This window comes from Psychrobacter sp. T6-6 (genome assembly GCF_052258185.1).
Classification (GTDB): Bacteria; Pseudomonadota; Gammaproteobacteria; order Pseudomonadales; family Moraxellaceae; genus Psychrobacter.
The window spans coordinates 33,492-55,949 of record NZ_JBQQEX010000009.1 but is presented as its reverse complement, the minus strand read 5'-3'; the positions used below and the strand labels follow the sequence as shown (position 1 = coordinate 55,949).

Annotated in this window: 22 protein-coding genes; 13 read left to right on the top strand and 9 right to left on the bottom strand. The window is 44.9% G+C overall.

Annotated elements, in window-relative coordinates; genetic code table 11:
- Positions 1–46: 46 nt before the first annotated feature.
- The 4 genes from ureE to ACTXGL_RS12155 all read left to right on the top strand — a co-directional run bounded on the left by ureE (position 47) and on the right by ACTXGL_RS12155 (position 3,011).
- On the top strand, positions 47–661 hold the full coding sequence (gene ureE / locus ACTXGL_RS12170) for an urease accessory protein UreE (RefSeq protein WP_319051045.1): 615 nt from the start codon (positions 47–49) through the stop codon (positions 659–661).
- Positions 651–1,445 carry an urease accessory protein UreF gene (locus tag ACTXGL_RS12165; RefSeq protein WP_443527021.1) on the top strand — a complete coding sequence of 265 codons (795 nt, stop codon included), beginning with the start codon at positions 651–653 and terminating at the stop codon, positions 1,443–1,445. Before ureE ends, ACTXGL_RS12165 begins: the two co-directional genes overlap by 11 nt.
- A 57-nt stretch (positions 1,446–1,502) precedes the next feature.
- Positions 1,503–2,189: an urease accessory protein UreG gene (ureG, locus tag ACTXGL_RS12160; protein ID WP_443527020.1), complete on the top strand. Its 687-nt coding sequence runs from the start codon at positions 1,503–1,505 to the stop codon at positions 2,187–2,189.
- Positions 2,190–2,258: 69 nt separating this feature from the next.
- The gene (locus tag ACTXGL_RS12155) at positions 2,259–3,011 is read left to right on the top strand and encodes a HupE/UreJ family protein (protein WP_443527019.1); all 753 of its coding nucleotides are present in this window, start codon (positions 2,259–2,261) and stop codon (positions 3,009–3,011) included.
- A 168-nt stretch (positions 3,012–3,179) separates the two neighbouring features.
- On the opposite strand, the gene tig is transcribed toward ACTXGL_RS12155, so the two are convergent.
- Positions 3,180–4,523: a trigger factor gene (gene tig / locus ACTXGL_RS12150; RefSeq protein ID WP_319051041.1), complete on the bottom strand. Its 1,344-nt coding sequence runs from the start codon at positions 4,521–4,523 to the stop codon at positions 3,180–3,182.
- Between the two features lie 424 nt (positions 4,524–4,947).
- Complete coding sequence (rdgB, locus tag ACTXGL_RS12145) at positions 4,948–5,598, bottom strand: RdgB/HAM1 family non-canonical purine NTP pyrophosphatase (protein ID WP_443527018.1); 651 nt, start codon at positions 5,596–5,598, stop codon at positions 4,948–4,950.
- A gap of 549 nt (positions 5,599–6,147) precedes the next feature.
- On the opposite strand from rdgB, the gene ACTXGL_RS12140 reads away from it, so the two are divergent.
- Entirely contained in the window at positions 6,148–6,777 is a 630-nt protein-coding gene (locus ACTXGL_RS12140; protein WP_319051038.1) for a superoxide dismutase, read from the top strand.
- A gap of 86 nt (positions 6,778–6,863) precedes the next feature.
- Here ACTXGL_RS12140 and ACTXGL_RS12135 read toward each other — a convergent pair whose 3' ends face one another.
- The 5 genes from ACTXGL_RS12135 to ACTXGL_RS12115 form a co-directional block, all read right to left on the bottom strand.
- Positions 6,864–7,604, bottom strand: coding sequence for an SDR family oxidoreductase (locus tag ACTXGL_RS12135; protein WP_443527017.1), 741 nt, complete (start codon positions 7,602–7,604; stop codon positions 6,864–6,866).
- A 314-nt stretch (positions 7,605–7,918) separates the two neighbouring features.
- Entirely contained in the window at positions 7,919–8,113 is a 195-nt protein-coding gene (locus tag ACTXGL_RS12130) for a hypothetical protein (RefSeq protein WP_443527016.1), read from the bottom strand.
- Positions 8,106–9,266: a metal-dependent hydrolase gene (locus ACTXGL_RS12125; RefSeq protein WP_443527015.1), complete on the bottom strand. Its 1,161-nt coding sequence runs from the start codon at positions 9,264–9,266 to the stop codon at positions 8,106–8,108. Before ACTXGL_RS12125 ends, ACTXGL_RS12130 begins: the two co-directional genes overlap by 8 nt.
- A gap of 70 nt (positions 9,267–9,336) precedes the next feature.
- Positions 9,337–10,155 (bottom strand): DUF72 domain-containing protein, encoded by an 819-nt coding sequence (locus ACTXGL_RS12120; protein ID WP_443527014.1) that lies wholly within the window; start codon positions 10,153–10,155, stop codon positions 9,337–9,339.
- Between the two features lie 71 nt (positions 10,156–10,226).
- A complete protein-coding gene (locus ACTXGL_RS12115) occupies positions 10,227–11,285 on the bottom strand; it encodes a polyprenyl synthetase family protein (protein ID WP_443527013.1) in 1,059 nt (352 codons plus the stop codon).
- A 797-nt stretch (positions 11,286–12,082) separates the two neighbouring features.
- Here ACTXGL_RS12115 and fadB point away from each other — a divergent pair.
- From fadB to ACTXGL_RS12095, 4 genes are all read left to right on the top strand, one after another.
- Entirely contained in the window at positions 12,083–14,242 is a 2,160-nt protein-coding gene (gene fadB, locus ACTXGL_RS12110; RefSeq protein ID WP_443527012.1) for a fatty acid oxidation complex subunit alpha FadB, read from the top strand.
- 231 nt (positions 14,243–14,473) lie between these two features.
- Positions 14,474–15,646 carry an acetyl-CoA C-acyltransferase FadA gene (gene fadA / locus ACTXGL_RS12105; RefSeq protein ID WP_443527011.1) on the top strand — a complete coding sequence of 391 codons (1,173 nt, stop codon included), beginning with the start codon at positions 14,474–14,476 and terminating at the stop codon, positions 15,644–15,646.
- 270 nt (positions 15,647–15,916) lie between these two features.
- Positions 15,917–16,492 carry an isochorismatase family protein gene (locus ACTXGL_RS12100; RefSeq protein ID WP_443527010.1) on the top strand — a complete coding sequence of 192 codons (576 nt, stop codon included), beginning with the start codon at positions 15,917–15,919 and terminating at the stop codon, positions 16,490–16,492.
- Between the two features lie 130 nt (positions 16,493–16,622).
- Complete coding sequence (locus ACTXGL_RS12095) at positions 16,623–17,252, top strand: HD domain-containing protein (protein WP_443527009.1); 630 nt, start codon at positions 16,623–16,625, stop codon at positions 17,250–17,252.
- Between the two features lie 93 nt (positions 17,253–17,345).
- Here ACTXGL_RS12095 and asd read toward each other — a convergent pair whose 3' ends face one another.
- Complete coding sequence (gene asd / locus ACTXGL_RS12090; RefSeq protein ID WP_443527008.1) at positions 17,346–18,182, bottom strand: archaetidylserine decarboxylase; 837 nt, start codon at positions 18,180–18,182, stop codon at positions 17,346–17,348.
- A 114-nt stretch (positions 18,183–18,296) separates the two neighbouring features.
- On the opposite strand from asd, the gene dtd reads away from it, so the two are divergent.
- From dtd to phoR, 3 genes are all read left to right on the top strand, one after another.
- Positions 18,297–18,749 (top strand): D-aminoacyl-tRNA deacylase, encoded by a 453-nt coding sequence (gene dtd, locus ACTXGL_RS12085; RefSeq protein ID WP_443527007.1) that lies wholly within the window; start codon positions 18,297–18,299, stop codon positions 18,747–18,749.
- A gap of 112 nt (positions 18,750–18,861) precedes the next feature.
- The gene (gene phoB / locus ACTXGL_RS12080) at positions 18,862–19,566 is read left to right on the top strand and encodes a phosphate regulon transcriptional regulator PhoB (protein ID WP_319051026.1); all 705 of its coding nucleotides are present in this window, start codon (positions 18,862–18,864) and stop codon (positions 19,564–19,566) included.
- Positions 19,567–19,624: 58 nt separating this feature from the next.
- Positions 19,625–20,734, top strand: a complete 1,110-nt coding sequence (phoR, locus tag ACTXGL_RS12075; protein WP_443527006.1) for a phosphate regulon sensor histidine kinase PhoR — start codon at positions 19,625–19,627, stop codon at positions 20,732–20,734.
- Between the two features lie 216 nt (positions 20,735–20,950).
- On the opposite strand, the gene ACTXGL_RS12070 is transcribed toward phoR, so the two are convergent.
- Positions 20,951–21,541, bottom strand: coding sequence for a M23 family metallopeptidase (locus tag ACTXGL_RS12070; protein ID WP_443527005.1), 591 nt, complete (start codon positions 21,539–21,541; stop codon positions 20,951–20,953).
- Positions 21,542–21,737: 196 nt separating this feature from the next.
- Here ACTXGL_RS12070 and ACTXGL_RS12065 point away from each other — a divergent pair, with 196 nt between their 5' ends.
- On the top strand, positions 21,738–22,457 hold the full coding sequence (locus tag ACTXGL_RS12065) for a 3'-5' exonuclease (protein WP_443527004.1): 720 nt from the start codon (positions 21,738–21,740) through the stop codon (positions 22,455–22,457).
- Position 22,458 lies beyond the last annotated feature (1 nt).

The window sequence follows — 22,458 nt, the reverse complement described above, 5'->3', positions numbered from 1 at the left end:
ATTATAGACCGATAGTTTGAGCAACAGTAAACAGAGCCTTATATTTATGAAAATATTTAATACCCGTTTAAGCGCACCTAACGACACACAACAAGCGCAGCTAACAGCGCAGTATCAAGCGGATGATTACCTGCTACTGGACTTTGACACGCGCCAGCATACACGCTTTAGAGCAGTTACTGCAGCAGGCACAGCTGTTGGTATTGATCTGCCTCGTACAGGGGTGTTAAAAGGAAATGATGTGCTTAGTAATGCAGCAGGAGACTTGATACAAATCATCGCCAAACCGCAAGCAGTGACTAAAGTGACGGCCAACGATGATTTTTTACTCATGAAAGGCGCTTATCATTTGGGCAATCGTCATGTGCCGTTGATGTTTGAGCACAGTTTTGATCAGGATGATGCAGGCTATGCGCTGTATTTTGAAAACGATCATGTGCTGGCTCAAATGCTCGAAAACTTAGGGTTATATACTGAGTCCACGTCCGTACCGTTCGAGCCTGAGACAGGGGCCTATCAGACAGGACAAGGGCATGCACATAGCCATTCTCACGCGCACTCTCATTCGCATGCAAGCAGCCACTCTCATTCGAGTAGCGACTCACACAGTCATTCCCATAACCATGATGAGGCATCTGTAGGTCATTCACATGATGGTTAATACCAGCACGCAATCTACTCAATCCGTCCAACTGGGACAGCTATTGATGCTGGCATCAAGTAATTTGCCAATCGGGAGCTATACCTATTCGCAAGGTGTAGAGTCAGCGATTGAGTCAGGGGTTATCTCTGACGAAGCCAGTACACTTGCATTTATGCAGGACTATTTAGAGCTTGCAGTGATTGGCTACGAGCTACCACTATTAGGGCTAATAATGTGTGCGCTCGGTGGAGGACATGAGGCGCTGGCAAACGAGGTAGCACATGACTACCATGCCAGCCTCGAGAGTAAAGAGTTTGTGCTTGAGTCCCAACAGTTGGCACAGGCGATGGTATCTTGGCTTAATGAAGTTTTAAATCTGGGCGTACCTACAGAGCTACCTGAAGATGGCTTTTTGCCACTTTTCGCTCATATTGCTCAGCATTGGCAACTACCACTAGCGCAGTCAATGACTACCTATGGATTTGCGCAATTAGAGAATATGGTGCTCGCCGCTGTAAAGACCGTACCGCTAGGACAGATGGCAGGTCAACGTATTTTATGGCAATTACAAAACAATCTCGGCGTTCAAGTTGATGCGTTGAGCGGTGACGTAAAACAAGCCTTTGATGATGTAATCACGTCAGCAAACGCTACCCATGCTTTGGATATGAATGAAGATCAGGTTTGTCAAAAACTGTGTCAAGACCTCTATGAGAGCCTCAACATCTCTAACAACTTGCCCAATCTAGCTATCCTCTCGAGTATGCATGAGGAGCAATACAGCCGGTTATTCCGCTCATAATTTTACATTTGTTTCTATTTACAGTTATTCCTATATGAATCCTCTAAGGAGCTTACGATGTCTCTAACCCCAATAAAACCAAAAAATACTCAAGCCATACCCGACTCAGCTATTGATAGTGAGAGCTCACATCAGCCTGCTTTATCGTGTTTACGCCTTGGTATTGGCGGGCCAGTCGGCAGTGGTAAAACGGCTTTGACCTTGAGACTATGTCAAAACCTGCGTGATACGATCAATATGGCAGTTGTCACTAACGATATTTACACCAAAGAAGATTCACAGTTTTTGACCCGTAATAACGCCATGCCAGCTGAGCGTATCCGCGGCGTTGAGACAGGCGGCTGCCCGCACACAGCCATTCGCGAAGATGCGTCTATCAATCTGACCACCATTGCCGAGCTGCAAGCGACCTTTGACGGCTTGGAGATGATCATCATCGAGTCAGGTGGGGATAACTTGGCCGCGACTTTCAGCCCAGAACTGTCTGATTTGACCTTATATGTCATTGATGTCTCTGCAGGCGACAAGATACCGCGTAAAGGTGGCCCCGGTATTACCAAATCTGATCTACTGATTATCAATAAGACCGATCTTGCACCTATGGTTGGCGCGTCGCTTGAGGTAATGGAACGCGATGCCAAAAAAATGCGCGGTGATAAGCCTTTTGTCTTTAGCAATATGAAAACAGGTGACGGTTTAGATGAGATTATTGACTTTATCAAAGAGCACGGCATGCTTGCGTAGCTTAGGCATATCCTTAGTCCGAATCCTTCACCATCGAAAATACAACATGAATAAAAAGGAACAAACCACATGACAAGATGTACAAAAGAGCTTGATGTCAAAAATGCTAAATTTTCACAGAGGTTGTCTACTCGTAGTCTCGTAGTTGGTTCATCGACATTGGCAACGTTGTCTGTGGTGCCGTCGCTGGCACAAGCACACTCAGGGCATATTCATTCGACTGCTACGCAAGCGCCATCGTTCTTGGGTACGTTGCAAGCGGGACTGATGCATCCAGTGACTGGCCTTGATCATCTATTTTTGGCAGTAGGCATGGGCATGTTGTTTTATGGGTTACAAAAGCAGCGCTTAGGTATGATGTCATTGACGGCAGGGTTGTCGTTAGGTGCAGTATTAGGCACGGTTGGTGTCTTGATCGGTGGTATTGGGTTTGCAGCCTCATCTGGGCTGATCGAAGTCGCCATATCATTATCGGTAGTCGTGTTGGCGATGGTTTTGATGAGTCAAAAAAGCAGACAAGAAGCATTCTCTGCGCAGACCCATACAGCACGTACGCCAAACATCCAGCAGTTGTCACTGTTTGGCTTTGGTGGTCTAGCAGTCTTTCACGGGTTGGCACATGCGCTTGAAGTGCCAGCGAATGTTGGTGTGAGCGGTCAGCTGGGTTTTTATGCAGGGATGATGGTCACGATGCTAGCGCTATATGCAGTTGGTACGCTAGTTAGTCAACAGTTGCAGCAACGATTTAGCGATAGCTTATGGTTACAGCGCGGGGTAGTACTGCTAGGGTTGAGCGCCGTATTTGCGCCTGTTTTGGTATAAGGCGCGTTTTATAGTACAAGTACGATGCTTGTAGGTTCGATAGTTGCGACTAATTTCATCTAGTTAACGAATGCCACAAAAAATGCGCCCCCGATTAAAAGGTCGGGGGCGCATTTTAGTTTTGATAATAGACTACAGCATATCTAAAAAGACAGCTTGTCGTATCAATTACATTGCTTGCTGCTGTTGTTGCTGAGCGGCTAGCAAGTCTTGGTAGCTAACTTCTTTGTCAGTGACTTTACCTTGTTCGATCAAGTAATCTACTACTTGGTCTTCTAGTACTACAGACTCAATGTTAGCACGCTGCTGCTTGTCATTGGTGTAGTACTCGATAACTTCTGCTGGATCTTCGTAGTTTTCAGCGGCTTCTTTGATGAAGGTTTCAACACGCTCTTGATCTACTTCTAGACCTTTGGTATCGATAACACGGGCAACGATGATACCAAGACGGGCAGCACGTAGCGCTTGCTCTTCAAATAGCTCATTTGGTAGCATGTCTTTATCGAAGCTATCAGCATTCGCACCGAACTGCTGAGAAAAACGTTGCATCATCATGTTGCGTTGACGCTCGATTTCTTGCTCTAGCATCGCGTTTGGTACGTCAAATTCGTTCTTTTCTAACAATGCGTCAAAAGTCGCTTGCTTAACTTGGCTACGCGCAGCATTTTTGATTTCGCGTTCCATGTTTTTGCGTACGTCTTCTTTCAACTTCTCAACGCCGCCCTCGGTCACGCCAAATAGCTCTAGGAACTCTTCGTTAATTTCAGGTAGCTTAGATTTTTCAACCAGTTTTACATTGATTTTGAACTGAGCTTCTTTACCAGCTAGGTTCTCAGCTTGGTAGTCTTCTGGGAAAGTCACGTCGATAGTTTTTTCTTCGCCAGCTTTCATGCCTTTAATACCAGCTTCAAAACCTGGGATCATCTGGTTGCTACCGATAACCAATTTGAAGTCCTCGCTAGAGCCGCCTTCGAATTTTTCGCCGTCGATAGAGCCTTCAAAGTCAAAAGTCACTTGGTTGTCTTTTGCCGCCATGCCCTTTTTCTCAACGAATTCTTCACGTTGCTTTTGTAGGTTTTCGATCATGGTGTCAACGTCTTCTTCACTCACTTGTGCAGTGTGACGCTCAACTTCGATCTCATCGATACCTTGTACGTCTACTTCTGGGAAGATTTCAACAGTAGCTTGATATACCAAGAAATCGTCTTCAAGTTTTACGTCGTCGATGTTAGGCATGCCAACAGCGCGGATGTCTTCAGATTTGATCGCTTCAAATACAGTATCACGGATGACATCGTTGATAACTTCTTGTTGAATGCCAGCACCGTACTGAGAGCGGATGTGTGACATAGGGACGTTACCTTTACGGAAACCGTCAATCTTGGCAGTTTTCGCAACTTGGCGAATACGGCCTTCAACTTTGTTTTGAATTTTTTCAACGGGCACTTTAACCGTTAGCTGGGTTTCTTTATTAGATAGCTTGTTAGTTGTGACTTGTAAATCTGTAGCCATGTTAATTACACCTTTAGGATTAAGTAGTACGTTTGATTAATGAAATAGTACTTAGGGTTAAATTGTAATAGACAGACCGCGCCTCAAATTACGGGCATGTACGACGGGCTGCCGTTGGAATAAATAGGGGATAGTGATAAGTTCGCAACCTCAAAATCAGCACCAGTAGCCATCGCCGCTGATACTCATTAAGATAACGCTGTCCAAGTTGCAGACACTATCAAATATCAATCATAAACCGTTAATGCAGCGCATAATAACGCTTTTTGGTGAATTATACAGCCAAATAACGGCTTTCAACAAAATTTTAAAAGTAGAACAGTATAATCTATCTGTTTATTAAAGTAAAAATTATCTCTTTAACGCCATGTTTTCTTATGTTGCTGTTTTTATTAAGCACGCTTATCAAGTCAGTTGGGTAAGTTTAGGCCAGCTGTTTCAATAACTGCTGGATTGCCTGACCACGATGACTGATGCGGTTTTTGTCAGTAGCGCTGAGACTCGCGGCACTGGCTTGAAAGTCAGGTAACCAAAACAATGGATCATAGCCAAAGCCGCCGTCACCATGCAGCGTCTCCAAAATCTCGCCGTGCCATAGACCTTGAGCAATAATCGGCAGCGGGTCATCAGCATGACGTACCATGGCTAGCACACAAACAAACATGCCCTCAATTGGGGTATCAGGTTGGGCTGTGCGTAATGGCTGTAAGTCAGCGATGAGTTTGGCGTTATTCTTGGCATCATTACCGTGCTCACCTGCATAGCGAGCTGAATAGATGCCAGGGGCATTACCTAGTGCCGGCACACACAGTCCTGAGTCGTCAGCAATAGCAGGCAGTCCGCTGATACGGCTGGCGTGACGGGCTTTGATAATGGCGTTCTCTACAAAGCTCAGGCCATCCTCAACCGCATCGTCAATATCGAGCTGACCTTGCGGGACAATCGTTACGTTCAGATTGGCTTCAGCAAATAGTCGTTTAAATTCAGCCAATTTGCCTTTATTATTACTGGCGAGTACCCATTGGTCATCGGAGGTCGACTCAGTAGAAAGTAAAGAGGGGTCAGTGGTGCTCATATAGACATTCCGTTAGGTGAGTAGCGATGATTTGATCGACCTTGATAGCTATGTTGTGACTGTATTACGCTTGATAGCGTATGGCTATACGATGGTGGTGATTATCATTAAATGAATAACCAATTGCTATGCAAATTATGCGGGCTATAACATTTGGTAACTGATATTATTGGCTACTGTTGCTATAATGGTTTCTAAGCTACAGTGAATAAAATTTTATAGCTTGTGAACATTAAGTTAATAAAAGTCTATAGGGTTAGACACTTAGCCTTTAGACAAAGAATAATAGCAATAAGTAATAGCTAGATTAATTTTGGACTCATAATAATACGTGATACTGTGTTAAGCAATAACGTGTATTAAACGATCAAATTCATTTCAAACAATAAACTCAGCCAATTTAGCTCGATATTGTTTATGTCTTTAGTACGCATCTTCTTAGGGTAGTTCTGTTTTTAGGCTTGCCTATCGACAGAAATACTAACTTTGATGATATATTTCCGAGATATAAACAGTATGAGTGGCCAAATAAGCAAGGATAAAATAATTATGTCAAACATTACATTGCCAGACCTACCATATGCAAAAGACGCACTAGAGCCACATATCAGTGCCGAGACGCTAGAATACCATCATGATAAGCATCATGCTGCTTACGTAAATAAGCTAAAAGACTTGCTACCAGGTTCTGGTCTAGAAGACAAAACATTGCCAGAAATTATCAAGGCAGCTTCTGAAAGCGAAAGCACTCAAAACCTATTCAACCAAGCAGCTCAAGTATGGAACCACACGTTCTATTGGAACTGCATGACGCCAACAAACGGCGGCGGCGAACCTACTGGCGATTTAAAAGCAAAAATCGAAGAAGACTTCGGTAGCTATGACAAGTTCCGTGAAGAGTTCAAGAACGCAGCATTGACTCAGTTTGGTTCAGGTTGGGCATGGCTAGTGGCTGATAAAGTCGGTGGCAAATTGTCAATCGCCAAAACTGCCAACGCTGATACGCCACTTGCACATGACCAAGTCGCTGTACTGACTTGTGATGTATGGGAACACGCGTATTATGTAGATTACCGTAACCGTCGTCCTGACTATGTTGATACGTTCTTAGACAAGCTAGTGAACTGGGATTACGCAAACGCAAAATATAAAGGTCAAGATGCTGGCGTTGAAGCATAATCTTTAATAGCTAAGTATTTGATTTATAGAAAAGGACACCGAAAGGTGTCCTTTTTTTGTTTGATCACTTTCAGTAGAAAACGATATTACGCTATACCGCCGTTTGCACCGATATTTTGTCCTGTCACCCAAGCCGCTTCTTCGCTCACTAAAAATGACACTACGCGGGCGATATCGATTGGTTCACCGATACGATTAAATGGTGACATACCAGCGAGATTTTCGATAGTCTCGTCAGCTTTACCTTGATTGAATAGCTCAGTGTCAGTAGGGCCAGGAGAGACTGCGTTGACAGTGATGTTGCGCTCGCCAACTTCTTTAGAAAAGATTCTAGTTAGCTGCTCTACCGCACCTTTGGTTGCACAGTATGTGCCATAGGCAGGCAGCATCATGCGAGTGGTCGTGCTTGAAAGGTTAACGATACGACCGCCATTATTAAGTTTAGTCGCCGCCGCACGTAGCGTGTTAAACGTGCCTTTTACATTGATAGAAAATATACGGTCAAAGTCTTCATCAGTAGTTTCTGCAATGGGTTTATTAATCATTATACCTGCGCTATTGACCAAAATATCTGGTTTGCCAAATTCACTGATGGTGGTGTCGAACAGCGTAGCAACTTGCTGAGTATCACTAACATCAGCTTGCACAGCGATGGCTTCACCGCCTGCTGATTTAATCTGGCTCACGATATCATTCGCTGCTGCATCATCATTTGCGTAATTGATGACCGTTTTGGCACCTGCTTCTGCGAGCAGTATAGCGATCTGTGCGCCGATACCTTTTGATGAACCAGTTACAATCGCGACTTTATTTTTTAGGGTTGTCATTATTATTCTCTCTATTATTGTAGGTGAATATCAGTACGCTTATGTTGCATCTTGACTAATGTCTCTTGATTAGTAGGATATAAGTTACCAGTGTGCAAAACCGATAAGTAGAGCGATTCTGTAGGCTTGTTTTTAGATAAATGTATGAGCTGAGTTTCTATAGGTTTGAAAGATAAAAATTTTGAGTTGCTAAGGGTTTGGATGAAAAAAAGGACACGGTGAGGTGTCCTTTTTTTGGTTTATAGGTTATGGCTGCTGTCAGATTTTTACGGGTTTATTAGTCTCAATTTCTAGATTAGAAAGATAAGAAGGTATTACACAGTAGGCGTTAACAGGTAAAAACCAGAGTAATAATTAGACATTAAGTGAACTTCACCTTTTCGAGTATATGAGAAAGGTAATACTTCTCCATATTTAGTAGTTAAAATACCTGTGACTTTTATAATAAAATCTTTTTTAGGAGCTTCTTTTAGACTTATAGTTTGAGTAGCGAGGATATCTTCATTCAACTACCTTCCATCCGGTACCTCTATCCACAACCGACTCATCAAACACTCTCACAAATCCTTGTTTGACCAATTCAATACGCGACACTTCAGGTTCGCCATCCGTTTTGATAACAGGTGCTTCTATAGGCGTAATCGATTGCCATGGTGCCCCTTGTCCTATTTTATTAGCCAATACAAAACTAAAGAACGCCGTGTCACCTGCCATCATACGTAGGTCATCAACGACCAGCTGAATGTCTTTTTTGTTAGGCTCGGCAGCGTCATTAAGAATCGTTTGAGTTCGGTAGCCTGTCCAGTCACCTGAGAACCAATCAAGACGATCGGCATAAGGTCGGCTTTGCGCTGGCATGTTTGCGCGTAGCGTCTGCGCGTTGTCGTACTGCGTCAGGTAGCGATATTCAGGTAAGCGACTGTCTAAAACGCTACCGCGTACTTCAATCAATCTATTTTTATCGTCTTCAGCGACTGTACGCCACATAAGCACTGTCGGCAGGGCAGGCATGGTTTTGAGGCGCGTGGTATGGATATTAGCCGCTGCCAAAGTTTGCTTAGCTTGAGACTGTGCATGGTATTTTAATCCTAAGCTAAGCAGTAAGTAACTACTACTAAGCAGCAGCATCCATAGAGTAAAGCGTTGACAGTTGATTAGCAGTCCTGCTTTGAATACCGCAAGTTTGCTACCCTTAATAAGTCCCAGAAGTAGTGCTATAAACAATGGCAAGGTATATAGCGGATCAATGATGAACATTGACGCAATGCTAAAAGGTGTCAGCGATAAAGACTCCTGTAGCGGCCACAGTAATTGAGTGCCATAGACGGTAAAGCTGTCTAAAATCGGATGAGTCGTCAGCGCCAATGTCATGGCTAGCATTAAGCGAGCTTTGGAGTAGGGCAATGGCATATCGCGCCATTGATGGTAACGGCTAATTAGCCAAGCGCCCATGATACCCACTGCAGTCAGGACGATCAGTGAGTGGCTAAAACCGCGATGGTAAGTCATGTCACTGATGGGGTCAGGATAATGAACTAGCACATCCAAATCAGGTAGCGTGCCTAGCATAGCCCCGTATAGGTAGGCTTTTCGACCTTGGTATTTTCCCAGTATCGCACCTTGTACACTAGCACCTAAGACAATCTGACTGAGTGAGTCCATAGTTATCTACTTGTTGATTATCGAATAAGGATTGTGCGTTATATCAGTGCGTTTATCAGCACATTTTTATTTAGAGAACCACAAAGTGATGCGTCATCAACGCTTCACGCAGCATCGCAATATTGTAATAAGCATGCGCCTTGACCGTGTTTTGAAAGAAGATATAAAGTGTATCAAAATGCTGACGCTGATTGGCAATCGCTTGTGCCCAGCCCTGCATCTCAGCTTCGCTATAACGATAATCATGACGGTCAGCTGCGCTCATCGCATCCCACCAGCCCGTATTATTGCCATGCATACGCAGATAGCCAGTGCGCTCAGTGAATATCAATCGTGATGGTGGCAACCCACCGACTTTTGGATAGTCGACGCTGCACCAAATGAGACCTTGCTGCTGGAAACTATCGACCACTTGTGGTGTGTGCCAGCCGTTATGGCGGAACTCGATAGCAAGTGGATAATCTTTAAACCAACTGACAAGCTCTGCCAGATAGAGGCGATGCGTGCGGGTACGATCAAAACCGTGTGGGAACTGGAGTAATAACGGTGCTAACGCATCCGCTTCGATAAGCGGTGATAGAGCGTTTAGAAATGCTTGTGCGTGTTCGGCAGTGCCTTTGCGAGCGTGGGTAAAGTCTTGATGCAATTTTACAGAAAATTTTAACTGACTGTCGGCTTGGGCGTAGGCTTTATCAACCATCCCCGCAAAGGCTTTTTGCCCGATGGGTGCATAGAATGTGCTGTTTACCTCTACCGCGCCGTACTGCTTGGCGTATTCACGTAGGAAATCTGTCTTTTTGGTGCCTTTTGGATATAGCGTACCGAGTAAATCAGTATCGCTATAGCCACCAGTGCCAAGATAGATACGCGGGGTAGGGGGACTGTCCATGTTGACCACTCACTGCCGTTTTGGGTAATAAAATGTACTACGATATCTGCTTTCGACTGCTATTCGACAAGCTACTTTTTACGCGACCAGAGCCATTCAATCAACGCCAGTAGAGCATCATTGTTTTTGCCAATGTTGTCTTTGTTACCGCCAAGCTCACGACTGATTGCTGCGCGTCCGTCATTAAAAAGAGATTGCGCGTAGCTGGTCGCATTATCGACACCCATCAGTTTTACATAGGTAGACTTGTCCAGCTTTTCATCGCTACCTGCCGGTTTGCCAAGTGTGTCTGTCGTCATGGTGACGTCCAACACATCATCTTGGACTTGAAAGGCAAGCCCGATGTGTTGTGCGCACTCTTGCAGTGCCATGCGCTGCGGGGCTGTTGCACCAGCACAAACGCCGCCCATAAGCATAGCTGCCTCGATCAACGCCCCTGTCTTGTCGCGGTGAATGGCTTCTAAATCGTCCTGCGCGATACTGGTACTGGCTTCGGCATTAAGATCTAGCATTTGACCCGACACCATGCGCCGTGCGCGCGGAGCAAAAATTGCCAATAGCTGGCTTGCAATGTCCGCATTGAATGGCGCAAAGGTTGGCAGCTCTGCAGTGAGTACTTCAAATGCTAGCGTCTGCAGCACATCTCCTGCCAGCAGCGCCGTCGCTTCATCAAAAGCAATATGAGCCGTTGGTTGGCCGCGGCGTAGCTCATCATCATCCATACAGGGCAGATCATCATGTACTAGCGAGTAGGTATGCAGTAGCTCGACAGCCAGTGCAGCACGGCGCGACATATCATAGTCTGAGTCGTTCTCGAGTAATGAGTCCAGATCAGCATTGAGCATATCGACATCATTGCGCTCGTCTGTACGTTCATTATTACTGCTGTTGATACTGGCAAAAGCACTGGCAACCATGAGCGGTCTTACCAGTTTGCCTTGTCCAGTCATCACATAGCGGCAAGCATCTACCAGTGGACTAGGAAGCCTGGCATAAGCAAACAACACCTCGATGTCTTGCGCCAATTGTTCGCGCACAGCACCATGAAACTGCTCAGTGCTTTGAAAAGAGATAAAGTCAAAAGAGGTGATATCAGAAGAAGTAGTGCCAGAAGTAAGGGAAACAGTCATAATCCAACCATTTATTAGGAGTACAGTAGAGACTTATCAGAGATAAGGTAAAAACAGTATTAGTGTAGCATGATAGGTTATACGGCTTTTGTGAGACACCGTATCAATTGATTGTTTTTTGCATTTTTTTATCACGATTCTCACAGTGGGTGTAGATCCCAAAATAAGACATGCTGAGCTGAAATACAACGACAAGATTTTGTTACGTATGGATGGTGTCACTCACTGGTTGAATATGCTTTGATAAAGGTACAATCTAAGTAAGTCATATTTGTTGAGCACAGCAACGGTTTATCATCCTTGTGGTGGTAGACAGCATAGGCAAGCCAGATAAATTAATACCAAAACAGTAACTCAGTATACAGTCATACACTAAAACACTTTGCGCATAAGGTAAATGCCTACAGGTGATTTAAGAGTGACTTGCGAGTATGGTATTAGCTTGTGACAGCTAGGGGCATAATCCCCTACACTAATTGACGTGAAAATGGTCCGATAGTGATCGTATTGAGTTTTGCTCAGTGTGGTCGATCATCTGTATTGGAGCATGTCTCAGTCAGTATTTTAATATCAGTGGTTGTAACATATAAATGAAGCGCCGTGTGGTGAGGTACAAGCGTCAACACAAGTATCCCATCATGAGCGCTGGATAATAAAGACATCTTCACTCGTGCGTAAGCTATGTGTTTATCTCTAAGACGTAGCATGCGTGGAGTGCTATTACCCATTTTACTAACAATAACTGGCTATTTATTTAATTCAAAACGTAGCTTTCGTTATATAGAAAGGAGTTTCAAATGGTATACCAAGGAAATCGCATCACGGTGACAATGCTAGAGGATGGCATCGCCAACATGCAGTACAACGCCGAAAATGAGAGCGTGAACAAGTTTGATGCTGAGACCAACAAGCAGTTTGGTGAAGCCGTTAGCGCGTTAGAAAAAGCTGACGACGTAAAAGGTCTTATTGTAACTTCAGCCAAAGGTGTGTTTATCGCTGGTGCTGATATCACAGAATTTGTCGGTTCTTTCAAAAAATCAGAAAGCGAGATCAAAGATTGGGTCGTTCATGTCAATGACGCTTTCAACCGTTTTGAAGACCTACCATTCCCGAAAGTTGCTGCCATCAATGGCGCTGCGATGGGCGGTGGTTGTGAGATGACATTGGTCTGTGAATACCGCGTCATGAGCGACAAAGCAATCATCGGTCTACCAGAAACTCAACTTGGTATTTTCCCAGGATTTGGTGGTACAGTTCGTAGTACACGTGTGATCGGTATCGACAATGCGCTTGAGCTTATCGCTACTGGTAGCCCAAAAAAACCACTTGCTGCTCTTAAACTTGGCTTAGTTGATGCAACCGTACCTGCTGATGACTTACAAGATGCTGCAATTGACCTAGTCAAAAAATGTATCTCAGGTGAGCTTGATTGGAAAGCAAAACGTGAAGAAAAACTAGCTCCAGTTAAGCTAAACCAGCTTGAGCAAGCCATGGCGTTCAACAGTGCCAAAGGTGCTATTTTTGCTAAAGCCAACCCTAAACAATACCCAGCGCCAGCGCTAGCAATCGAAGCGATTGAGAAGCACGTCAATCTACCACGTGACAAGGCAATCGAAGTAGAAGCGGCTGGTTTTGCTAAAGCGGCTAAAACCCCACAAGCAGAGAGCTTGGTTGGTCTATTCTTAAATGATCAATTGGTTAAAAAGCTAGCGAAACAACACAGCAAACAAGCACATGAAATCAATGAAGCAGCCGTACTAGGTGCTGGCATCATGGGCGGCGGTATCGCGTATCAAGCAGCCAGCAAAGGCCTGCCAATCATCATGAAAGATATCAAGTCTGAGCAATTAGACCTTGGTATGGGCGAAGCCAGCAAACTGCTTGGCAAAATGGTTGAACGTAAGAAAATGACCCCAGCGAAAATGGGTGAAACGTTGAGCCGTATTCGTCCTACTTTGAACTATGGTGACTTTTCTGAGACTGATATCGTAATCGAAGCGGTCGTAGAAAATCCAAACGTAAAACGTGCGGTACTAAAAGAAGTAGAAGGCCTGGTAAAAGACGATTGCATCCTAGCGTCAAACACCTCGACGATCTCTATTACTTATCTAGCAGAAGCGCTTGAGCGTCCAGAAAACTTCGTGGGTATGCATTTCTTTAACCCAGTACATCGTATGCCACTGGTAGAAGTTATCCGCGGTGAGAAATCATCTGAAGAAGCCGTGGCGACTACCGTTGCACTAGCCTCTAAAATGGGTAAAGTCCCTGTTGTAGTCAATGACTGCCCAGGTTTCCTTGTGAACCGTGTCTTGTTCCCATACTTTGGCGCGTTTGACTTACTACTCAAGCAAGGTGCTGATTTTGCTCATGTCGATAAAGTCATGGAAAAATTCGGTTGGCCAATGGGCCCTGCATACCTAATCGACGTCGTCGGTCTAGATACAGGTGTACATGGCGCAGCAGTAATGGCTGATGGTTTCCCTGATCGTATGAAGCCTGACTACAAAGGTGCCATCCAGCATCTATATGAGAATGAGCGTCTGGGTCAGAAAAACGGCATTGGTTTCTATAAGTATGAAACTGACAAGCGCGGTAAGCCAAAGAAAGTTGCTGACGAAGCTACTTACGAGTTACTCAAAACCACGACTGACAGCGACAAGCAAGAATTTGATGATCAAGCGATCATCGACCGTACTATGATTGCGTTTTGCAACGAAACGGTTCGCTGCCTAGAAGACAACATCGTAAGCACGCCTGCCGAGGCCGACATGGCAATGATTATGGGCGTCGGTTTCCCACCATTCCGCGGTGGCCCTTGCCGTTATGTTGACCAAATGGGTCTAGATAACTATTTAGCACTGTGTGAAAAGTATGCACACCTTGGCAAAGCCTATGAAGCGCCGCAAAAGATTCGCGATATGGCAGCAGCTGGCGAGACTTTTTACTCGGTCGCTTAATGAACATACCGTATTAGGATAAGTGTGGTACGTCTGGCAAAAGAGAGATAACAATGGATTTATTAATACTCTTTGATTGCGGACGTACTGTTTTAGTAGATTTACTTCAGAACTGATGGATGGGATTAATCGTCGACGTACATAGCATACGGTGCTTTGTGCAAGACCAGTAAACCATAGCGCTGAAGTGGACTGCCTACACTGACAATAAAAATTGAAAAGGAAGATAGTATGACAACTTTAAGTCCAAAAGATGTGGTCATCGTAGATGGCGTACGCTCGGCAATGGGCAAAACCAAAAACGGTATGTTCCGCCATGTACGTGCTGACAGCATTTCAGCTGAACTGGTACGTGCTTTGGTAGAACGTAATGACTTTGATACCAATGACATCGAAGATATTATCTGGGGCTGTGTTAACCAGACTCTAGAGCAAGGTTTAAATATCGGTCGTAACATCGGTCTGCTAGCTGGTATTCCAAAAACTGCTGGTGGACAAACGGTCAACCGTCTATGTGGCTCTTCTATGCAAGCGCTACATACTGCTGCTGCGCAAATCATGACCAACCAAGGTGATGTATTCATCATCGGCGGCGTCGAGCACATGGGCCACGTAGGCATGATGCACGGCGTTGATTTAAACCCAGCTGCCTCTAAGCACTATGCAAAAGCCTCAAACATGATGGGCTTGACCGCTGAGATGCTAGGCCGTATGAATGGCATTACACGTGAAGAGCAGGACGCTTTTGGTCTTGAGTCACATCGCCGTGCATGGGCTGCGACTACTGAAGGTCGTTTTGACAATGAAATCATCGGCATTGAAGGTCATGATGCGGCTGGTCGCTTGCAATTATGTACTGTGGATGAAGTGATTCGTCCAGATGCGACGATGGAGCAAATGCGCAACCTACGTCCAGCGTTTGATCCAAAAGGCGGTACGGTTACAGCAGCAACGTCATCTGCATTGTCTGATGGTGCGTCAGCCATGCTAGTCATGAGCGCACAAAAAGCCAAAGATCTTGGTCTAAAACCGCGTGCTCGTATTCGTAGTATGGCCGTTGCTGGTTGTGATGCGGCTATCATGGGCTATGGTCCTGTACCTGCTACCAACAAAGCACTAAAGCGTGCTGGTATGAGCATCGATGACATGCAAACCATCGAGCTAAACGAAGCATTTGCAGCTCAGGGTCTGTCTGTATTGAAAGGACTGAACCTGTCTGACAAGCAAGACATCGTTAACATCAACGGTGGTGCAATCGCTCTAGGTCATCCACTAGGATGTTCAGGTGCTCGTATCACCGTAACTCTGCTAAACGCAATGGAGCAGTCAGATACTGAAATCGGTCTAGCGACGATGTGTATCGGTCTTGGTCAAGGTATTGCTACTGTTATTGAGCGCGTTTAATCTAGTCTATATAAATAAGATTACCTGAACACGCAAAAACAGCTACTTTCTAATAAATAAAACCCCCAGTCATTATGGCTGGGGGTTTTTTATGGCATAAATAAACGAGGCACATGCCCAAAAACAAAACATGTGGTGCGTTTGCAAATTATCTCCATTGACGCATCCAAAAAACTGTGACTAAATAAGAGTGAGATAAACCATGGCACTATTAATGATAATTCTAAAATAGCTTTTGATAATAACTGTCAGCCGTACAAGGAGTGTACTATGTCTACCATGATTAATGATCGCACCTATCGAATCGCTCGTGAGAACACCCAGGCAATGATTATTGATGTACAAGAGCGCCTAACACCGCATATCTATGACCACGAAAACATCGTCAAAAAAACCGTTACTCTAATCAAAGGGCTGCAAGCACTCAATATCCCAATTATGCTGAACGAACAATACAAAAAGGGATTGGGGGATACCTTGCCAGAGTTACGCGACGTGCTTGAAGGTGATAATGCCAAGAGCTTCGAAAAAGCTACCTTTAGCGCTTGTGATAACAATGACACATGGCATCATTTGGCGCAGCAGAACCGTAGTACCGTGCTGCTATTTGGTGCTGAAGCGCATGTCTGTATTATGCAGACAGCATTAGATTTATTAGACAACGGCATGCAACCTGTCATTATTGGCGATGCGGTTGGCTCTCGTTTCCCTTACGATAAAAAACAAGCGATTCGCCGTATCCGCCGTGCGGGTGGAGTGATCAGTACTGTTGAGTCGATATTGTTTGAGCTGTGTCGTAGTAGTGAAGATCCTGCGTTCAAAACCATTATTAATTTGATAAAGTAGACAGTCATATAATAGGGTGCTCAGTCATTTAACTGAAACATTTATAAGAGATAGCGCTTGATAACATCAGCGCTATCTTGCTGTTAGCAACATCATAATTCATAAGATTATCAAAAAATTAGAGAGAAATATGTCCTTAAACACAACTATGTCATTGACCAACCCAAAGTCTGCTGCAAACATCGACATAGATGATGTTACTCACTTCTTATTAGAGCTAGATGCCCTCAAGCGTATCAATCGCCGTAGCTATGTGACACAAACCACTCGCCGCGAAAACTCTGCCGAGCACTCTTGGCACTTGGCTATGGCGTGTTGGTCGATTGCTGAAGCGTTTGAATTAGATGTCAATCATGAGCGACTGCTAAAGATGGCACTGGTACATGATTTAGGTGAGATTGACGCTGGCGATACGTTTTTATTCGCAAACAGTCGTAGCGATGCGCACGTTGAAGAGCGCGCTGGTATTGCTCGACTACAAGCAGAGCGTGGCAATGGTATCGCAGCATTAAGTGAGGTTTGGGAGGCGCAAGAAACGGGTAGCAGCAAAGAAAGCCAGTTGCTTAGAGTGGTTGACCGCTTATTGCCATTTTTACTCAATCTTAATACTGAGGGAAAAACGTGGGTCGAAGCCCAAGTAACACGTTCGCAGGTAGCTTGTGCCCTTGCTTTTATCAAAGACAGCTTTCCACCCATTCATGATTGGCTTAACAAAAATATCGACTATGCAACCCAGCAAGGATGGCTGATCGATGCATAACTCTATATGAGTGACAGGCATAAAAAAGCCCAGTTAAGTATGCATTAACATACCTAACTGGGCTGATATTTTGAGCGTTTTTATACAGTCATATTATTGAGCGTTCGCCATCCCCAACAGTTGACCCATTTGCACGATGCTGTTGGCTTGCATACTATCCAACCAGTCAGCTTTTGCCGCTTTTGGTAGCACCACGATAGCCGTTGAGCCTAAATAAAAACGTCCAAGCTCATCCCCTGCGGCAAACGGCAGGTCATGCTCGGCTTCTTGGATGTCGTCAGTACGAGTGATTTTACCTGTCGCGACGGTTTCGATACCAGCGACGATCATAGCGCCTACCATGACAACGGCTGCTTTGCCGTACTTGGTATCGAACATGCAGACCAGACGCTCATTACGGGCAAACAAATCTGGCACGTTAGCGGCCGTAGTGTTATTAACCGAAAACAACGTGCCAGGTACGTAGCGAGTCTTGGTCAACGTACCTGTAAACGGCATATGGACACGGTGATAATTGCTAGGCGCTAGGTAGATCGTCGCAAAACTGCCATCCGCAAAGTAACTGCCATCTTCGCTATCAGCCAGCAGCTGTCCGACATCATAGTGACGACCCTTGGCTTGCAATAACTTATGGTCTTGGATTTGTCCGAGCTGAGAGATAATACCATCAGCAGGGCTGACGATACCGTTGTCAGTGGTATCGATGGTACGAGCGTCTTCTTTTAATTCACGAGTGAAAAAATCATTGAAGCTCTCGTATGCATTGAGACTCTGGCGCTCATATTCGTCTAGGCTGATGTTATAGGCTTTTGCAAAACTACGAATAAAGGTACGTTTAACATAAGGATGGCGGCTGGCGGCCAAACGTCCAGCGACTTTACTGAGCTGCTGCTGTGGTACCAGCTGTTGTAAGGTGGTAAATACATTCATAATACGGCTACCAAAATAAGAGATGATGTCATTATTGCATGTGCAAGTTAATGACCGTATTTTATCATGGACAGCCCATTATTGTCTGAGCATAATCTGTTAAGGAATGAGTAAATGAAGGCACTTATACAACGAGTCAGGCGGGCTAGTGTGACTATCGATGAGCATTGTGTTGGCAAAATAGATCATGGAATACTGGCTTATATTGGTTTGGGACACGAGGATAGTCTGAGTACGGCTCAGCGAATGATTGATAAAATTCTCACGTATCGTATTTTTGAAAATGATGAAGATCCTACAAAATTTGGTAAACTAGATAAAGATGTCCAGCAGGCAGGCGGTGGTTTGTTATTGGTGTCGCAGTTCACCTTGATGGCAAAAACAGACAAAGGTCGCCGTCCTGATTTTGGTGGTGCAATGGCACCTGATGCGGCTCAAATACTGTTTGAGCAACTTATAGATTATGCAAAAACACAGTACCCAAACGTCGCCACTGGTCAGTTTGGCGCTGACATGCAAGTCGCTAGTGTCAATGACGGACCCCTAAATTTTCTACTGGAGATCTGACACTAGAGTGTCATCAAGCTGTCATAATTAATCCGTTTAATAGATAAAGACTGGTGAGTATTTATCGCCTTTTTACATGCTAAATTTTGCCCTCTAACACTGAGAATGTCATATGTATAACGAGCAAATTTTGATTGTTGAAGATGAACCTGCGATTCGTGAAATGGTTGTGATGACGCTAGAAATGGCTGGATTTGAGAGCCTGCAAGCCGCTGATGTCTCAGAGGCGCACCAGCAAGTGGTCGATCATAGACCGTCGCTGATCTTGTTAGATTGGATGCTACCAGGAGACAAAAGCGGCGTTGATTTTTGTCGTATGCTAAAGAACGATGAGCTGCTCTCTGAGATACCAGTCATTATGTTGACGGCGAAAAGTGAAGAGGACAGCAAGGTTTATGGACTCGATGCGGGTGCAGATGACTATATGACCAAGCCTTTTTCAACCCGTGAGCTGATCTCTAGAATCAAAGCGGTATTGCGCCGTAGTAGTGCGATGAGTAGTGACAAGCCTATTGAAATCGGTCAGTTGAGTCTAGATACCAAAAGTCAGCGTGTGACCGCCGCCGGAAAAGTCATCGATGTGGGTCCGACAGAGTATCGTCTATTGGCGTTTTTTATGAGTCATCCAGAGCGCGCTTATACACGAACGCAGCTCCTCGATCAGGTTTGGGGCGGCAACGTATACATCGAAGATCGCACCATCGACGTACATATTAAGCGTCTGCGTAAACTCTTGCGTCCTCATGACTGCGATACATTGATACAGACGGTACGCGGTACAGGCTATCGATTCTCTAGTCTTATTGAACCAAGCTAGTCTTGCATACATAAGGTCGCTGGAATACTAAAATAGCGGATAGTGGTAAGGATAAGAAATGGACAAGACAGTGCCAGCACAACACAAAAAAACCCGTAACAGCCATCAGCAAGATACCCCAGAAAACACCTCTGCCCAGCATGAAGCAGAGCAGCTACAAAAAATCAGAAGCGCACTGCGAGCACTACGAGACGCGGTGATTTTAATCGATGAGAATGATTGCTTAGGATGGTGGAATCAGGCGGCGCAGGATCTATTGTCTTTGCAGAAAGATGATAAAGGGAAGAGTGTCTTTGATTTTATTATCATACCAGAGTTTCACCAGTATTATGAAGACACCACACTGCCCAATGATGGTATCCACATAGAGTCATGGCGCGACCCTAGCCGTTACCTAAAATTTGAGCTCACGTCTTTTGGTGATGAAAAACTCCTATTTATTTATGATGTGACGCGCTTAAAGCACTTAGAGCAAATGCGCCAAGACTTTGTGGCAAACGTCTCTCATGAGCTACGCACACCATTGACCGTCATGACCGGTTACTTAGAAAACTTTACGGATCAGCCAGATATGCCGCCCCATTGGCGCCGTGGTTTTGAGCTCATGACTCAGCAAACCGCGCGTATGAATAGAATCGTAAATGACTTGCTGCTTTTATCTAGAATTGAGATCGAAGAGACGCACGAAGTCAATGCTATAGATATGACCAAGCTACTCACCAATATCTATGATGATGCGCAAGCCTATAACCAAGCCTATAAGCACATCATTCATCTACATATAGACACCTATGATGGTCTATATGGATCAGAGATGTACTTAAACAGCGCATTGTCCAATCTGGTGATCAACGCGATAAAATACACACCAAAAGGTGGCAATATTACTATCAGTTGGACGCGAACATCAGATGGATGCCGGTTTGCAGTCGAAGACGACGGATTGGGGATAGCACCAGAGCATATTGTTCGTTTGACGGAGCGCTTCTACCGTGTTGATAAAGGTCGCAGCCGTGCCACAGGTGGTACAGGTCTGGGGTTAGCTATCGTAAAACACGTACTGCATCAACACGAAGCGCAGCTACAGATTGAATCAATAGAGGGTGAGGGTTCGACATTTAGTGTGGTATTTCCAGCCACTTATGTGCGTACAGTCACCGCAAACTAGGGCGTGTCCCTAATTCAAACGCTTATCATTGAATGGGCTAAAAATGGCTAAATCTTTGGCAAACGGCGTCAAATAGCTGGTCAATATCTCGATATTGTCTGCACTATTTTCCTTGTTAGCCTGCGATTTATTTCATTTTTATCACCATTTTTAAAATAGGGACACGCCCTAGCACCTCTCTTGATACATGCTATTAGAGCTTTTTATACATTATGCTTAATTCTTTTGTAAAAGCGGGTAGGGGTTCACAGCACTGCCGTTAATATAAATACCATAATGTACATGCGGCGGTGTCCCTTTTGCATTGCCGCTATCACCCACGTAGCCAATAGTATCACCTTTATTGACCCAATCATTGGGAGAGATATCAGCATAGTCCTCTAGATGAGCATAATAATGTCCTGCACCGCCCGGTCCTACTACGACGACCACGAGGCCACCTAAAGTATTTTCGCCAACCTTGCTCACGATACCCTGCGTGGTTGACTGTATGGGTGTTCCTCGTTCTGCAAAGATATCGATACCTTCATGTGAGCGCCCTTGACTGCGTGCTGCGCCCCACGTATCCGTCAGGTTTTGCCCTGGTAGTGGGCTGGGTAAGCTATCTTCTGTCGGCAGTTCTTGCTGCAGCAAACTCATCTGTTGCCATTTGGCGACCACAAATGATTGGGTCTGTTGGCTGATATCGGGCAGCAGCTTATCAAACACAAATAACAGCCCAAGCAATACCACTGCTCTAATCAGTACGCTCAACACGCGCCCAAAAATAGAAGGCTTGGGTTGTTGGTTTTTTTCATCTGCTAGCATTGAGGTCTCTTATTTGTTTTATACGATATAAGACTTTATTATAAAAGCCCTGTATACAAAGGTGTGTATAGCATTGTTATCTATGGATTTTATCCCCATAAATACAGGTGTCATTAAACACAAGCACAGCAAATATAACGTTATCTACTTAACACTGTTGTTGAGCGATGACGGTGCTATGGATGGTTAACTTCTTATGAATGATGCTTTTAACACGGCTGATATCTCTACTATGGCTGAGACGGCGCTTGTCATCGATACTGAAACCGATCAAGGCCGTGATCCGAGGCCGATTCAAGTCGCAACGATCAACGTAGCTACTGGATATGAGTGGATGAAATATTTTAACAGTGGTCGTTCGATATCACCTGTGGTTATCAAGGTGCATGGTATTACGGATGCTGATGTCGCTGGTCTTGAGCGCTTTGAGTTAGATCAATTTGAGCTACCAGAGTATTTGATCGGACATAACGTACGCTTTGATTGGCGAGTAATTGGTAGTCCCTCTGCTAAGCTCATCTGTACCGTGAGACTGGCGCGCGCCGCTTTTCCAGAATGGCGCGCGTATGGTCAGTCCAAGTGCATTGAGCAGTTGTTGGGCAAGAGCGAGGCGGGTTCCATGACGATTGCCGCTCATGACGCGTTAGGTGACGCACGAATGTGCTATCTGCTTTATCAGGCATGCTGTGAGCGACTGGAGATTGCCCCGACAGATTTTGCAGCGGCACATGCGATTTCTAACAAAGCGACTCCTGTGAGTAAGATGCCGTTTGGTAAGCATAAAGGCAAACCAATCAAAGAGGTGCCTATCAGCTATGTAAAATGGATGATAGGCAATATTCATAATATGCAGCCGTCGCTATACTCTGCTCTAAAGAAGCGTATTGAAGCAGAGAAAACCCAAGAAGGTGAATAAT